Source organism: Chryseobacterium pennae, from assembly GCF_003385515.1.
GTDB classification, from domain to species: domain Bacteria; phylum Bacteroidota; class Bacteroidia; order Flavobacteriales; family Weeksellaceae; genus Chryseobacterium; species Chryseobacterium pennae.
This window is the reverse complement of sequence record NZ_QNVT01000002.1, coordinates 231,672-247,957: the sequence shown is the minus strand read 5'-3', so window position 1 is coordinate 247,957 and position 16,286 is coordinate 231,672. Positions and strand designations below refer to the sequence as shown.

Below are 16,286 nucleotides of genomic sequence, written 5' to 3'. Positions count from 1 at the left end.
TTTATTATATTTAATTTTCTATTACCAAAAAAATATTAAACTATGGATCTATTTGTGTTAGTGCCAATTTTTGGTGTCGTAGCTTTGGTGTATACATTTCTTCAGAGCAACTGGGTAAGTAAACAGAATGCCGGAAATGAAAAAATGAAAACAATCAGCGGACATATTGCTGATGGTGCCATGGCTTTCTTAAAAGCTGAATATAAAGTCTTAGCCTATTTTGTCGTCATTGTCGCCATTCTTTTGGCAGTAATGGGATCAAGCAATGCCAATTCTCACTGGAGTATAGGGCTTGCCTTTGTGATGGGAGCTATTTTTTCTGCAGCAGCTGGTTTTATAGGGATGAAAATCGCGACTAAAGCCAATGTAAGAACTGCAGAAGCAGCAAGAACTTCGCTATCAAAGGCTCTTAAAGTTTCTTTTACAGGAGGTTCCGTTATGGGAATGGGAGTTGCAGGACTTGCGGTGTTAGGGTTAGGAGCTTTGTTTTTAATTATTAAACAGATCTTTGCACCGGAAGCCACAGTAGACTCTCACGAAATGGAAACAACCATAGAGATTCTTACAGGATTTTCCCTTGGTGCTGAATCCATTGCTCTTTTTGCAAGAGTAGGTGGTGGTATTTATACAAAAGCAGCAGACGTTGGAGCTGACCTGGTAGGAAAAGTAGAAGCAGGAATTCCGGAGGATGATCCAAGAAACCCTGCTACTATTGCAGATAACGTAGGAGATAATGTAGGGGATGTTGCAGGAATGGGAGCCGATCTTTTCGGATCTTATGTTGCTACCGTGCTGGCAACAATGGTATTGGGAAGGGAAACAATTTCTGATGATTCATTTGGAGGTTTTGCTCCGATTCTTCTGCCTATGCTTATTGCAGGAACAGGAATTATCTTTTCAATGATAGGAACTTTATTTGTGAAGATCAATGATAATGAAGGGTCATCTACTTCCAGTGTACAGAATGCATTGAATTTAGGAAACTGGGGTAGTATTGTCATTACAGCTATATCCTCTTATTTCCTGGTTACTTATATTCTCCCTGAAAAAATGATTCTAAGAGGTCATGAATTTACTAAAATGGGAGTGTTTGGAGCCATAATGGTTGGTCTGGTTGTTGGAACCCTCATGAGTATTATCACCGAATATTATACCGCTATGGGAAAAAGACCGGTTTCCAGTATTGTGAGACAGTCTTCAACCGGACATGCTACCAATATTATCGGTGGACTTTCCGTGGGAATGGAATCAACATTACTTCCGATTATTGTACTGGCAGGTGGAATCTACGGATCTTATTTATGTGCCGGGCTTTACGGAGTTGCTATTGCAGCAGCCGGAATGATGGCAACAACAGCCATGCAGCTGGCAATTGATGCCTTTGGACCTATTGCAGATAATGCAGGAGGTATTGCCGAAATGAGTGAACTCCCGAAAGAAGTCCGTGAAAGAACAGATATCCTGGATGCTGTAGGAAATACAACAGCTGCTACGGGAAAAGGATTTGCGATTGCTTCTGCAGCATTAACAGCTCTGGCCTTATTTGCAGCCTTTGTTGGAATTGCAGGTATTGACGGGATTGATATCTACAGGGCAGATGTTTTGGCAGGGCTGTTCGTTGGTGGAATGATTCCGTTTATATTCTCTTCATTAGCCATTACTGCAGTGGGGCAGGCTGCTATGGCCATGGTGGAAGAAGTAAGAAGACAGTTCCGTGAAATCCCTGGAATTTTAGAAGGAAAAGCCCAGCCTGAATACGAAAAATGTGTTGCCATCTCTACCGATGCTTCCATCCGGAAGATGATGTTACCGGGAGCTATTGCCATTATTTCACCATTATTGATCGGATTTATCTTTGGACCTGAAGTGCTTGGTGGATTTCTTGCCGGAGCTACCGTGTGTGGTGTATTGATGGGAATGTTCCAGAATAATGCGGGTGGCGCTTGGGATAATGCGAAAAAATCATTTGAAAAAGGGGTTGATATCAATGGTCAGACCTATTACAAAGGTTCTGAGCCTCATAAAGCTTCAGTAACAGGAGATACGGTGGGAGATCCGTTTAAAGATACTTCAGGACCGTCAATGAATATCCTGATTAAGCTGATGTCAATTGTTTCCTTGGTTATTGCACCTACTTTAGCCGTTTTACATAAAGATAAAATTGAAGCGAACAGAAAAGCTAAAATAGAAAGTTTAATAGGAGTTTCAGCAGCAGCTGGAACAGCTTCAGATCTTAAAGTTCCCGCAGCTCCTGGTGAGGTGAAAGGGCATTTAAATGAAAACGGAGACTTTGTATATGAAACCGGAAATCTGCAAAAAGTAAAACTAAAAGGTGGGAAAATAATAGAACTGGGAGAAACTAGCCAGCTGTATCAACTTTACAATGCTGTTAATCAGAAAGACAAAACTGTTCTGGATCCTAATAAATGGTATACGATTGAAAACCTCTATTTTGAAACAGGATCAAGTGACCTGAAAGCAGGGTACGAGCTACAGCTGAATAATCTGACAGAAATTCTGAACGCTTATCCTGATCTGAAAATAAAATTAGGAGGATATACTGATAATAGTGGTAATGAAGAAAGTAACCAGAAATTATCTAATCTGAGAGCACAAACAGCTAAACTTAAACTATTGGAATTGGGAGTATCTGCAGATAGAATAGAAGCTGAAGGATATGGATCCCAACATCCGGTTTGTGAAGCTAATGATACTGATGAATGTAAAGCCAAAAACAGAAGAATTGATGTAAGGGTTCTCGCTCTTTAATGTCAATATAGATAAAAGTAAAGCATCGCATGAGCGATGCTTTTTTTATGCTTTTTGGATAAAGATTTAAGTCATTACAACCTGAGTTTTAACATAATCATTTTATTTACCAGGAATTTTTTATTTGGTATTCTTGGCAAAAATATATTGTGTCCTTTACTGAGAACCTTTGTACCCTTGGGATATATCCAGCCCAAAAAGTTAGTTTATTATTACAGATTTTTTCTTAGATGCTCCAGTGCCTGGATGATCACTTCATCCTTTTTAGCAAAGCTGAACCGGATGTAATCTGAATTCTGTCTGGAGTTATAGAAGGCAGAAAGTGGGAGGCAGGCTACTTTTTTTTCAATGGTCAGCCATTTTGAAAACTCCACATCAGTCATTGTTTTGGAAACATTTCTGAAGTTGACTACCTGAAAAACACTTCCTTCAGCTTGTTTTTCAATTTGTAAGGGGGTTTCTTTAAGCATTTCATCAAAGATATCCCGTTTTTTCTGCATCATTGCTTTATTTTCCGAAGGATCAAATACTTCAAGATACTTTGCCAGTGCATACTGAGCAGGAGCATTAGCACTATAGGAAATATATTGCTGGTGGATTCTGAATAAAGCAGTTAATTTTTCAGAGGCAAGCATATAACTGACTTTCCATCCTGAGGTATGAAACATTTTACCAAAAGAAAAGATACAAAATGTTCTTTCTTTGAGCTCAGGATGAATAAATGAACTGTAATGCTCAGCATCATCATAACAATACGTGTCATATATTTCTTCTGAAATCAGATAGGCATCCCGGTCTTTTATCAGTTCATATAACCGATTCCAATCCTCCTGCTTCCATATTTTACCGGTTGGATTCTGTGGAGAATTGACGATAATTGCTTTCGTTTTTTCAGAAATGCAGGTCTTCAAGAGGTCCCAGTTTATGGTAAAGTCAGGCTCCAGGTCGTAATAAACAGGAATGCCACCGTTCATCACAACAGCCGGTGCATAAGTGTAATAGGAAGGTTGGATAATGATAACTTCATCATGTTGATTTAAAATAGATTTGAGTGCAGTATATAAAGCAAAGGTTGCGCAGGGTACAATAGTAATTTCATTTGATTGCAAGGAAATACTGTTTTTCCGTTTTGTATTAAAACCGATAATATTTGTAATTAGCAAAGGATTTCCTGCAAGAGGCTCGTAGTTATGAGTGTCAAGATCTGCAGATTCTTTTAAAAAGAATTTTAAGCGTTCATCAATATCAAAATCAGGCAGGCCTAAAGAAAGATCAAAGCTTTCATGTTTTAAAGCCAGTTCAGACATTTCTGTAAAAAAGGAATAATGAGTAAATCCGAAAATTTCTTTCATTTATTTTGTTTTTGTTCAAATGTAATAAAAAATTGATATCGTATTGGATGTATATTTTAAAATATGCTAATGTTTGTTTTAATTTTTTAAATATTTCCTATTGGCAGGGAAGTGTTTAATAATAGACGGGGAGTTTTATTAATGATACCTGAAAAACTGGTATTCTTTATAGTGATATTGCATTATATGTTTCAGATTCAATAAAAAATGTTATTTTTAAGAAATTTATGTCTGTATGAAAAAACTACTTATTCCGTTATTTGCCCTTACTCTGGTGACGAGTTGCGGAACAGCGAAGGTTGCTGATGGTGCATCCTCAAATCCGGTTTCTAAAAATCATAATAAAGCGTTTACGAATGCCTATAGCATGATTAAAGCTGAGAATTTAAAGAAAAACTTATACGTTATTGCTGCTGACGATATGGAAGGCCGTGATACAGGAAGTAAAGGACAGAAAAAAGCGGGGGAGTATATTGTTAACTACTATAAAAGCCTAGGCATTTCTCATCCTAAAGCCTTAGGTTCTTATTATCAGAAAGTTCCTTCAGAGTTTATGAAGAAAAGAGGCGGAGGCAACCTTCCGGATTCTGAAAATATCCTGGCCTTTATCGAAGGAAGCGAAAAGCCTGAAGAAATTGTAGTGGTCTCTGCACATTATGACCACGTAGGAACAAAAAATGGCGTAGTATATAATGGTGCTGATGATGACGGAAGCGGAACCGTTGCCGTTATGGAAATGGCTAAAGCTTTCCAGGAAGCTAAAAAAGCGGGTAATGGACCTAAAAGATCTGTTTTATTTCTTCATGTAACAGGAGAAGAACATGGGTTATTCGGTTCGGAATATTATACAGACAATCCTGTCTTCCCATTGGCGAATACGGTTGTAGATCTTAATATTGATATGATCGGGCGTGATGATCCGGATAACAGAGGAAAACAGTACGTCTATGTAATAGGCTCTGATATGCTAAGTTCCCAGCTTAAAGTAATTAACGAAGCTGCTAATAAAAGAACCAATAATCTTGAGCTGAACTATAAATATGACGATCTTAATGATCCTCAACAGTTATACTATCGTTCAGATCATTATAATTTTGCTAAAAACAATGTTCCTGTAGCATTTTTCTTTGACGGAATTCACGAAGACTATCACAAACCAACAGATGACCCGGACAAGATCGACTATAATCTGTTGGAAAAAAGAACTCAGCTTGTTTTTACCACTGCATGGGATATTGCCAACAGAGCAGAAAGGATTGTGGTAGATAAAAAATAGAGATAACCAGTGTAAGCTGGAAGATAATAATACATGCAGAGGTGCAGGATTTCATGGATTCAGATTTTTAAGACTAGTTATTTTCTTGGAAATCAATTGGATTAACATGATTTTTGCACCTTTGTTTTATGCTGAACTCAATTTAATTTATCATGAATATGATCATCCGTGAAGCCAGACCAGAAGATATTCCACAAATTCAGATCGTTAGAAACTCTGTGAAAGAAAATGCCTTATCAGATCCAGGTCTGGTTACAGACAGAGATTGTGAACTGTTTATGTTTCAAAGAGGAAAAGGCTGGGTGAGTGAAGTAAATCACAAAATTGTAGGATTTTCTATTGTTGATCTGAAAGAACATAATATCTGGGCATTATTTGTACATCCTGATTTTGAAAACAAAGGCATTGGAAGAACACTTCACAATACAATGCTCGATTGGTATTTTGAACATACAAAAGAGAACATTTGGCTTGGAACTTCACCGCAGACAAGAGCAGAAACTTTCTACCGAAAATCAGGCTGGGAAGAAATCGGAATGCACGGAAAAAAAGAAATCAAGTTTGAAATGACCCTCAAGAGTTGGAAAAATAAATAATATGAGACAATTGAAATCCATCAGACCTTTTATCGGAGCGAAGAACTTCGGGGTCAGCAGAAATTTTTACAGAGATCTGGGATTTGAAGAAGTAATCCTTGAGCCTAAGCTGTCATTGTTTATAAGAGAAGAAACAGGGTTTTATCTTCAGGACTATTATGCAAAAGACTGGATTGATAATACGATGATTTTTATGGAAGTTGCTGATACAGAAGAATTCTGGAAAGAACTTCTTGCCTTAGGGCTTCAGGATAAATATGAAAATGTAAGAATTATTCCTGTAAAAACTATGGATTGGGGGAAAGAATGCTTTGTACATGATCCCTCAGGGATATTATGGCATTTTGGTGAATTTTTTTAATCCTGAGAATTCTGCATTCATTACTTGTACAGACTTTTTGTTTGCGATCAATAGTTAATGTATCTTGTCAGCACAATTAGAACAAAATGATTTACGCATTTGATACCTATTATTATGAAGATTATGCCAATACTGTATGTATTGCATTTGAAGGCTGGAAATCCAGTCGTGAAGTAGAAATCTTTACAGAGCAGACGCCTATTACTTCAGAATATGAAAGCGGAGCCTTTTACAAGAGGGAATTGCCTTGTATCCTGAGTTTATTAAGTAAAATAGTTTTAAAAGAAGAAGATATCATTATTGTGGACGGATATGTTACTCTTGATGATGAAGGTAAAATTGGTTTAGGAGGACATCTCTATGAAGTTCTGCAGGGTAAGGTTCCTATAGTGGGAGTTGCCAAGAATGAGTTTACCACTCCAGATTCTCAAAGGAGAAGTGTATTTCGTGGAGATAGTAAAGTACCACTTTTTGTAACTGCCAAAGGGATTGATGTTGATCAGATTACACTTGATGTAGAGCAGATGCATGGCCCTTTCAGAATTCCTACCTTACTGAAAAAGCTTGATCAGCTCAGCAGAGAATAGTTCAATACTTTGTCTTATCTATTTTTGGATAAGATTTTTTTACCTTATCAATATACCGATTGGTATATTTTATTATATTTGTAATTGAATCCGTTTGAATATAAGAGCGGAATTTTTTTAACTATAAATATACCGATTGGTATTTATTTTAATAAACAAAACTATGAAAGAAGTATTTATCATTGCAGCAAAAAGAACTCCTATCGGAGGTTTTATGGGAAGTTTATCTGGTTTTACTGCCCCTCAGTTGGGAGCGATAGTTATACAGAAAACCTATGAAAGTGTATTGATTTCTCCAGAAAATATAGACAGTGTATACATGGGAAACGTATTGAGTGCAGGGTTGGGGCAGTCACCGGCGAGGCAGGCCGCCATTTTTTCAAAAATTCCGGTAGATAAAGATGCTACCACTGTAAATAAAGTATGTGCTTCCGGAATGAAGGCCACGATGATCGGAGCACAACAAATCCAGCTCGGAATGGAAAATCTTGTGATAACGGGAGGAATGGAAAGTATGAGCAATGTGCCTCATTACCATTATCTCCGTCATGGAAGGAAACTAGGAGATGTCACCCTTACAGATGGGCTGATTAAAGACGGGTTATGGGATGTATATCATGATTTTCATATGGGAAGTGCTGCGGAATTGGGAGTGAAAAAATATGGATTAACAAGACAACAGCTGGATGATTATGCATTACTGTCTTATAAAAGAGCTCAGGAAGCAGCATCAGCTAACAAGTTCAATTCGGAACTGATCAGGATATCTGCTGAAAATAAGAAAGGGACCATAATTATGGATCGGGATGAAGATATTGATAAACTTATTCCTGAAAAAATTTCTCTCTTGAAGCCTGCGTTTGAAAATGACGGTATGCTTACAGCAGCCAATTCAAGCAATCTGAATGATGGTGCCGCTGCCATTTTGTTGGGCTCTTCGGAAGCTGTACAGCAGTATCGTCTCAAACCACTGGCAAAGATTATAGCCTATGCAGATGCTGCCCAATCTCCTGAATGGTTTACAACATCTCCCTCTGTTGCTATTCATAAGATTTTGAAAAATACCGGACTTAGCTTAGCTGATATTGATTATTTTGAAATCAATGAAGCGTATTCCTCGGTGATTTTATCCAATCAGCAGATTCTGGAATATGATCTGGACCGGGTAAATGTATATGGTGGAGCAGTGGCACTAGGACATCCGATTGGGGCTTCAGGAGCGAGAATAATGGCAACATTAGTGAATGTACTGTGCCAGGAAGGCGGAAAATATGGAATTGCGGCGATTTGTAATGGCGGTGGTGGTGCATCTGCGGTTCTTATTGAGAATTTGAATTAAAAAACATAATTTTATAGGATAAAAGACTGTTAAAAGAATTTATTCCAATAAAGAAATATGAAGTTATGGAACAGGAATCTGAAGGATTATTAGGCAATATAGATCATTATTGGAAAATAATTCCAACCCATCATTCGGCGTCTTATTCTGTAGACAAAGAAATGACAGATATAAAATCAGTTAAAGTTTTAACAGTAGGCAAGCACCATCAAAACTGGAAGCTCATCTTTGATTGTCCCAATCTTGAAGAAATAACCCTGGATCAACCTACTCCTGATCAGGCTCAAGCTGTCAGTGAGATAAAGAGCCTTAAAAGGTTAAGAATAAAATCATTCCGTACTAAAGATATAGGCTTTATCAGTACTTTGGGAAACTTAGAAGAAGTGTCTTTGGAATATGTCTCAGGCTTTTCAGACCTTTCTCCACTGCAAAAACTTTCAGAGCTGAAAGCACTTCATCTTGAAAATCTGAGAAAGGTCTCCAGTTTTGATGGGTTAAGAGGAATTAAGAACCTGAAATACCTTCATATTGATGGTACTTTAGACTGGAAGCAGCCTATAGAAAGCTTCTCCTTTTTAGAAGATCTTCCCAAACTTGAAATTCTCAGTGTTATGTCTGTTACTCTTAAGGCTTCTTTTCCAGCCTTTACATCTCTTTTAAGACTGGAAAAGCTTTTAGAGATAAGAATACCAAGAGAAATCTTAGATAGCAGAGAATACGCTTTTTTAGAAGTTGCAAAACCAGAAATCATAAAAGGCTTTGTAAATGAAACTTCATGGCCTTTGTTTGCCAATAAGGATTATACAGATCAGGGATATGTAAGTTTACTTGGTAAAGGTGAGGGGAGAATTAAGCGTAATCATCCTGATTTTAATAGGAAATTAAAAGCTTATTCTGAAAAATATGAGGAATTTAAACAGAAGGCCAGAGAAATTATTTCATCTCGATAATGAATTAAGATATTGATAATTATATAATTAATTTAAATTTTTTTGTCTGTTTTAAAATAATTCAAAGCTAAATATCTGGAAACTGATAAATATCATCACGTTCTTATTTTTATTGATTCTAAATAAATATAAATTTGTCTCATCAAAAATTAAGAACTTTATGAAAAAAATAACTACTCTTTCTGCTGTCATTTTATGCGGGCTGATGGATGCCCAGTATTGCACTCCAACATTTCAATATGATGCAGGCAGTAATATGATCAGCAATGTTACTTTTGGTAACATCAACAATAATTCAACCACCAATTCATCCACTGTACAGGAATATGAGGATTTTACTTCGCTCGCAACTGATCTGGTGGCAGGAAATACCTATCCGATATCAGTAAAAGGTCCTTCCAGTACATTTCCAAGTGATGTAATGGTTTATATCGACTTTAATGGGAATGGAAACTTTGATGATGCCGGTGAAGGCTTTTATATAGGAAGGCTGGAAGCCGCTAATCCGGCAAATGCTTTTACAGTTGATAACACGATTACGGTTCCGGCCAACGCATCTGGTGGAAGTAAAAGAATGAGAGTCCTTAAAAATACAAATGTATTGGCCTATTCAGATCCCAATGCTGAAAACTCTATTCATTCTGCCTGTGATTCGGGGTTAAGAGCTGGTCAGACCGAAGATTATACAGTGAATATTTCCGGAAATAATACTTCTTTTCCATTTCCTTATTGCGGTGCTGAGGGGATAACAAGTCTTACCGTAAGTGAAATAAGCAAGGTGGAATTCGCAGGAATAACAAATGAAAGCCAGATTGACGGAAATTCAAGTGTTATTGAAGACTTTACGGGAACTATTTTTAATGCCAGCCGTGGAAATGCGTATCCGATAACCGTAACAGGTGGAACTCATGGTCAGACAACGGTTTCTGCTTATGCTTATATTGATTTTAATCATAATAATCAGTTTGATGCTGATGAAAAATTTAATCTGGGATATTTGGATGCTTCAAATCCGGTTTCAGGTCATGAATCAGGAATTACATCCGAAACAATCACTATTCCAGCTAATGCATTATTGGGAAATACACGTTTCAGACTGGTAAAAGCATATGAATCCAACTCGTGGATGGGAACACTGGAAAATCTGCCGTGTCCTTCAGGATGGGTTATTGGTCAGGTGGAAGATTATACCATCAATATTCAGCCGGAAATCCTTTCCACTGCTGAAGTTGCTAAAGACAAATCCATTGAAATAAAAATATATCCGAATCCTACCCATGAAAATATAACCATCAGAGTAAAAGAAGGACTGGAGAAGTATGAGATTTATACTGTTGCAGGCCAGAAAATTTCAGAAGGAAATTCTGATACGGTAAATATGAACGGCTTTATTCCGGGAACTTACCTGATTAAAATTCAGACAAAAAATAAAAAAATAATCACCGAAAAGGTTATAAAGAAGTAAAACACATATCTAATCATATCCATATCAATTTTTGTTTTTTACCGGCAGATTCTATCTGTCGGTTTTGTTTTGTTGTATGTATTTGAAAATTAAATGGATGTGTATGGTGTGTTTGCGGGAATTTTGCCGATTTTAAATTAATCAGGCACAAACAACAGGATATTCTTCCCGGAAATGAATTGGGAATGTTACTTGTATAATAGCTCTAGCTAGGTCTTAAAGATTCTTCAACCAGTAATCCCAATCCTTTATTTCTGATCCAGAATATTCAGCAGGTCCTGTTTTGAGAGCCCCTGAAATTTAGTTCCATCAGTCTTAAGAAGATTTTCAGCCAATAGTTTCTTCTTTTTCTGAAGGGCGAGGATTTTCTCTTCCACTGTATTGGAGCAGATCATACGGACAGCAATGACGTTTTTAGTCTGTCCTATACGGTAACTTCGGTCTATAGCCTGATTTTCAGTAGCAGGATTCCACCATGGATCAATCAGATAAATATAGTCAGCCTGGGTAAGATTAAGTCCGACACCCCCAGCTTTTAGACTTATCAAAAATACACGCACATCTTCATTTTCCTGAAAATTAGCCACTTTTTTACCTCTGTCTTTGGTTTGTCCAGTAAGATATTCAAAAGGAATTCCGTGCCGTTCCAGTTCAGGCTTTAATAAATCAAGCATTCCTACGAATTGAGAGAATATAAGAATCTTGTGGTCTCTTGATTTTCCAAGGATCTGTTCCATCAGAATTTCAATTTTTACGGCATGCTCTCCGGAATACCCTTCTTTAATCAGTACAGGAGAGTTACAGATCTGTCTGAGCCTCGTAAGGCCTGTAAGAACGTGTATGCTGTTTTTGTTGAGATCATCGTCATCATTAGCAGCAATGAATTCACGGAGTTCTTTTTCATATGCATCATAAATTCTGCGCTGTTCAGCATTCATTTCGCAATAAATAACTGTTTCCGTTTTCTCCGGAAGTTCTTTGGCCACCTGTTTTTTTGTTCTGCGGAGAATAAATGGTTTTATTTTGTTCTGAAGCTCCAGGGCCCGTTTGCTGTATTCAAATTTATCAATAGGAATAGCATAGATATCTTTAAAGTACTGTTTGCTTCCCAATAATCCGGGGCAGGCAAAGGAAAGCTGGCTGTAAAGGTCAAAGGTGCTGTTTTCAACCGGAGTTCCGGTGAGTACAATTCTGTTTCTGGACTGGAGCAACCGGGCTGCTTTATATCTCTCGGAATTAGGGTTTTTAATGGTTTGTGACTCATCAAGGAAAACATAATTGAAACTGAATGTTTTCAGGAAACGGATATCAGAAAGCAACATTCCGTAACTGGTAAGTACAACTTCATAATCTGAAAAATGATTGATTGATTTTTGCCTGTCAGGACCATAATGTAACAATACTTTGATGGAAGGAGCAAACCTGCTGATCTCTTCCTGCCAGTTGAAAAGCAGGGAAGTAGGAACCACAACGAGATTGGTGGTTTTTCCTCTTTTTTCTCTCTGAGAGAGAATAAAAGCAATGATCTGAAGGGTTTTTCCGAGTCCCATATCATCGGCGAGACATCCTCCGAAATTAAAACTATCAAGGAAATTGAGCCAATTGAGTCCATCATGCTGATAATCTCTTAGCTCAGCTCTTAATTCAGTGGGAATACTGACCTGGGGAATATTCTTAACCGTTGAAAACTGGGTGGAATACGTGGAAATCTCATCCTGTACTTCAGTACTCAGTATTTCTTTTTCAAAAAGAGAAGAGACTTCGGTAAAATTGATTTTGGGGATTTTTAGGAGTTCTTCATCTATTTCTCCAGCCTGGAAGTAAGCTGCAATTTTATCCATCCATTCTTCAGGAAGAATACCAAGGCTGCCATCATCCAGTTGAACAAATTTACTTTTATTGCGGATTGTTCGGTGTAGTTGTTTCAATGTGGCTTCTTTCTGTCCAAAGCCTACTTTTAGCTTAGCATTAAACCAATCCAGTCCGCTGGTGATCTGAATATTGATCTTTGCACGATGAGGATTCAGTTTGTTATTTCTTAATTCATTAAAGCCTAAAATAATGACACCTTCATTTCTCCATGTTTCAAATGCATTCAGAAACCAATTGTCATCAAGGAATTTATCCCGGTGTAGATAGAAATACTGATAGCCATCCATTTGCTCTTCAAAGTCAGGATGCTGCTGCATCACCAAAGAAGTGAAACGTGCTTCTGCAGCATCGTTTCTTTCTATTTTGAACGGATTTCCGTTTTGATCAGTATCAAAAATCTGTTTTCTGGAATATACAGGAACCTCCACCTCTCCATACTTCATCACTGGGGTAATCCCAATATAATTTTCCTGCTGGCGAAGGTAAATAATTTTTTCTGTCCCGAAATTCTTTTCTTTAAGCTGTACTTTCGTTGCGGTCTGTATGTAGCTGTAATTTATATGGATACATTCTTCAAGTGTAGATAGGATTCCCTGCATAAACCCTTCGTATTTTGAAGAATGAATGAGCAAAATCTCATTATTTGCTTTGAAAAATCTGATAACCCTGAGCATGTCAGTGTTGTTTACTAAGCTGAATGTCTGGTTGTTATAGATGAAATACTCATTCCTGATCATTACATTTTTAAATGGGACCGAAGAATCATTAAAGAGTAATTCTCCGGTAATTTCATAAAATGGATCTTTCTTAAATACAGAGAGTTGGATCTCGGCATCTAAAGTATTAAGTTTAATGGAGGTCAGGGATTTTGCGGAGATTGTTTCTGCGATTTCACGATCGTGAAAATATATATCCAGATCAAGAGGATTCTTTACAATAAGTTTTAAAGCCTCCAGTTCAGCGGAATTATAGTCTTCATTGTAATTGTTCTGAAATGAAGAAATAGCGGTATAGAACTTTATATCCTGAGGTTTCTCGGCTTTCCATATTAATTGCATAGCATCTACCGGAGTTACAGGATTTTTAATTTTGCCGGTTTGTGTGATTTCTGCTTCCATAAGGGAAAATACAAGATGATTGTAGTAACGGTGTTTACCGATAACCAATATCTGTTTTTTACCTGTTTCTGAAATAGCCAGCTCATCTAATTTAGATGGAAGTTGAGGCAGAAGGTCTCTTTGGAACATCAGCTCATCCATGGGAAGCATTTCCCTGATCTTTGGAGAAATTTCAAGTTTGCCATCTGAGATCTGCAGTTCAAAATATTGATCAAGGTCAGGTTCATTTTCTAAACCATACCCTTTAGCTCTGGAGAGTAATGTATTTTTACGGAGTATATCATCAAAGAAAATCCTGTACTTTTTCTCTTCCAGAATGCAGTGGATAATTTCTGCCTGATGTGAACACAGCTGAGCTTTAGAGTTATCACAGGTGCAGCTGCAAAGTAGTGAATTGCCAATTCTGCTTATGGAAACCACTGGGAAATCCTTTAGCGAAGAATTTTTTGTGAAAATTCCGGTGTTATTTTCAATGGTAACAGGATAAATTTCATGAAAACCTGTGATCCCGACAAATGCACTTTCTGTGGTATGTTTTAATAAGTCATATACGGAAAGTGTACTGAGATTGATGTTTTCAAGAATGTATTCTGCCATAAAAATTAATGGGAACAAACTTACAAAAAAACAAGAAAACGAAAGGAAGTTTAAAAATTCATTTTGGCTACAGTTTAATCCGTTTTGGCAACTCTTATATTTTCTTTGATTCTGAACTTTGTCCTGTAATTTTAAACAAGAAAAAATGAAAACAATTTTTATAACAGGAGCTTCTACAGGATTAGGTAAAGCGACTGCACAGTTATTTCAACAAAGAGGATGGAGAGTGATTGCTACAATGAGAAACCCTGAAGCGGCTTCAGATCTTGCTTCTCTTAATAATGTGACGATACTTCCGTTAGATATCACCCATCCGGAACAGATAAGAATGACGGTGAAACAAGCCCTGGAATCAGGAGAGGTGGATGTTGTTTTTAATAATGCAGGTTATGGTCTTATGGGACCTTTGGAAGCTTTGGCTGATGAACAGATTGTAAGACAGTTGAATACGAATTTACTGGGTACTATTCGTGTTACTCAGGAATTCATTCCCTATTTCAGAGAGAAAAAGAATGGAATGTTCATTTCTACCACTTCTATTGGAGGATTGATTACTTTCCCTTTGAATTCAATTTATCATGCTACAAAATGGGCATTGGAGGGCTGGAGCGAAAGTATGGCTTTTGAACTGAATACATTTGGAATAGACATTAAAACGGTTTCTCCAGGTGGAATTAAAACTGATTTTGTAAGCCGTTCTCTAGACTCTGCATCAAGTCCTGCTTATGAAGAAATCATAGATTCCCTATATTCCAAAATGGAAGGGATGATGGAGGCTGCCTCTACACCGGAACAAATTGCTGAAGTGGTCTACGAGGCTGCAACAGATGGTAAAAAGCAGTTGAGATATGTTGCAGGTGACGATGCAAACGCATTATATGCACAACGTCTGGAACTGGGTGCTGAAGCATTCAGAGAACAATTGGGAAAACAGTTTTTATAATCTGTTACACAACAGTATTATGGTAGGACTGCTGTTTTTCAGTCTAAATAATTTGTAAATTTATATCATGGAAAAAAGAGAGCATATTCCACAGAAAATATCATCCATTTCGGAACTGCACAGCCTTTTACAGCTTCCTAAGCCGTTGCATCCGCTGGTAAGTCTTGTAGATAATACTAAGATGACCATTAATAAGGAGCTGCTGAGCAGAAGTTTTGTTCTTAATTTTTATAAAGTATCTTATAAATATTCGAAAGTAGGAAAAATGGGGTATGGGCAGGGATATTATGACTTCAATGAAGGTGGAATGATGTTTACAGCTCCAGGACAGATCCTTTCTACGGATGAAAATACAGAATATTGTGGATATACGTTATTGGTACATCCTGATTTTCTGCGAAACTATCCTTTGGCCAGAAATATTAAGAGTTTCGGATTCTTTTCATACGATACTCATGAAGCGCTGCATCTCTCTGATCAGGAAAAGAATATCATAACGGGATTGCTGGATAGCATTAAAAATGAACTGAATACAGCCATTGATGAAGTAAGCCAGGACGTTATAGTTTCTTATATTGAAGTACTTCTGAATTACAGTAATCGTTTTTATAAAAGACAGTTTATTACTCGGAAGGCTGTAAATAATGATCTATTGACTAAAATGGATGCTATACTGGAAATGTACTTTAATCAAGAAAAAACATTGACTAAAGGGCTTCCTACTGTAGAATTTTTAGCTTCTGAACTTCATCTCTCACCACATTACCTCAGCGATATGTTAAGAAACCTTACAGGGCAGAATGCTCAGCAGCATATTCATGAAAAACTGATTGAGAAAGCCAAGGAATACCTTACTTCAACAAGTTTTTCAGTATCAGAAGTAGCTTATGCCTTAGGATTTGAGCATCCGCAGTCTTTTAATAAATTATTTAAAAAGAAAACGGATCAGACCCCTTTAAGTTACAGACAGCTATTTAATTAAGTATAACATTCCCAGCCAGAACGGCTGGGGATTTTTTGTTGTGTGCAGTTGGTAGGATACAATATGTTTTATGTAGATA

The 16,286-nt window shown here is 37.2% G+C and carries 12 protein-coding genes; 10 read left to right on the top strand and 2 right to left on the bottom strand.

Annotation, left to right across the window (positions count from 1 at the left end; genetic code table 11):
• Positions 1-42: 42 nt before the first annotated feature.
• Positions 43-2,769 (top strand): sodium-translocating pyrophosphatase, encoded by a 2,727-nt coding sequence (locus DRF65_RS03660; protein WP_115968891.1) that lies wholly within the window; start codon positions 43-45, stop codon positions 2,767-2,769.
• 212 nt (positions 2,770-2,981) lie between these two features.
• Here DRF65_RS03660 and DRF65_RS03655 read toward each other — a convergent pair whose 3' ends face one another.
• Entirely contained in the window at positions 2,982-4,121 is a 1,140-nt protein-coding gene (locus tag DRF65_RS03655; RefSeq protein ID WP_115968890.1) for an aminotransferase class I/II-fold pyridoxal phosphate-dependent enzyme, read from the bottom strand.
• Positions 4,122-4,356: 235 nt separating this feature from the next.
• Between DRF65_RS03655 and DRF65_RS03650 the strand changes: the two genes are divergently transcribed.
• The 7 genes from DRF65_RS03650 (at position 4,357) to DRF65_RS03620 (ending at position 10,695) form a co-directional block, all read left to right on the top strand.
• Positions 4,357-5,397: a M28 family metallopeptidase gene (locus DRF65_RS03650; RefSeq protein ID WP_115968889.1), complete on the top strand. Its 1,041-nt coding sequence runs from the start codon at positions 4,357-4,359 to the stop codon at positions 5,395-5,397.
• Between the two features lie 152 nt (positions 5,398-5,549).
• A complete protein-coding gene (locus tag DRF65_RS03645; protein WP_228438489.1) occupies positions 5,550-5,993 on the top strand; it encodes a GNAT family N-acetyltransferase in 444 nt (147 codons plus the stop codon).
• A 1-nt stretch (position 5,994) separates the two neighbouring features.
• Positions 5,995-6,354 carry a VOC family protein gene (locus tag DRF65_RS03640; RefSeq protein WP_115968888.1) on the top strand — a complete coding sequence of 120 codons (360 nt, stop codon included), beginning with the start codon at positions 5,995-5,997 and terminating at the stop codon, positions 6,352-6,354.
• An 86-nt stretch (positions 6,355-6,440) separates the two neighbouring features.
• The gene (locus DRF65_RS03635) at positions 6,441-6,941 is read left to right on the top strand and encodes an endonuclease V (RefSeq protein WP_115968887.1); all 501 of its coding nucleotides are present in this window, start codon (positions 6,441-6,443) and stop codon (positions 6,939-6,941) included.
• Positions 6,942-7,104: 163 nt separating this feature from the next.
• Positions 7,105-8,280 (top strand): acetyl-CoA C-acyltransferase, encoded by a 1,176-nt coding sequence (locus DRF65_RS03630; protein WP_115968886.1) that lies wholly within the window; start codon positions 7,105-7,107, stop codon positions 8,278-8,280.
• 65 nt (positions 8,281-8,345) lie between these two features.
• Complete coding sequence (locus DRF65_RS03625) at positions 8,346-9,230, top strand: leucine-rich repeat domain-containing protein (RefSeq protein WP_115968885.1); 885 nt, start codon at positions 8,346-8,348, stop codon at positions 9,228-9,230.
• Positions 9,231-9,390: 160 nt separating this feature from the next.
• Entirely contained in the window at positions 9,391-10,695 is a 1,305-nt protein-coding gene (locus tag DRF65_RS03620; protein WP_115968884.1) for a T9SS type A sorting domain-containing protein, read from the top strand.
• 248 nt (positions 10,696-10,943) lie between these two features.
• Here DRF65_RS03620 and DRF65_RS03615 read toward each other — a convergent pair whose 3' ends face one another.
• Positions 10,944-14,282 (bottom strand): DEAD/DEAH box helicase, encoded by a 3,339-nt coding sequence (locus tag DRF65_RS03615; protein WP_115968883.1) that lies wholly within the window; start codon positions 14,280-14,282, stop codon positions 10,944-10,946.
• Between the two features lie 145 nt (positions 14,283-14,427).
• Here DRF65_RS03615 and DRF65_RS03610 point away from each other — a divergent pair, with 145 nt between their 5' ends.
• A complete protein-coding gene (locus DRF65_RS03610) occupies positions 14,428-15,225 on the top strand; it encodes an SDR family oxidoreductase (RefSeq protein WP_115968882.1) in 798 nt (265 codons plus the stop codon).
• A gap of 67 nt (positions 15,226-15,292) precedes the next feature.
• Positions 15,293-16,207, top strand: a complete 915-nt coding sequence (locus DRF65_RS03605; RefSeq protein ID WP_115968881.1) for a helix-turn-helix domain-containing protein — start codon at positions 15,293-15,295, stop codon at positions 16,205-16,207.
• The last annotated feature ends 79 nt before the right edge of the window (positions 16,208-16,286 follow it).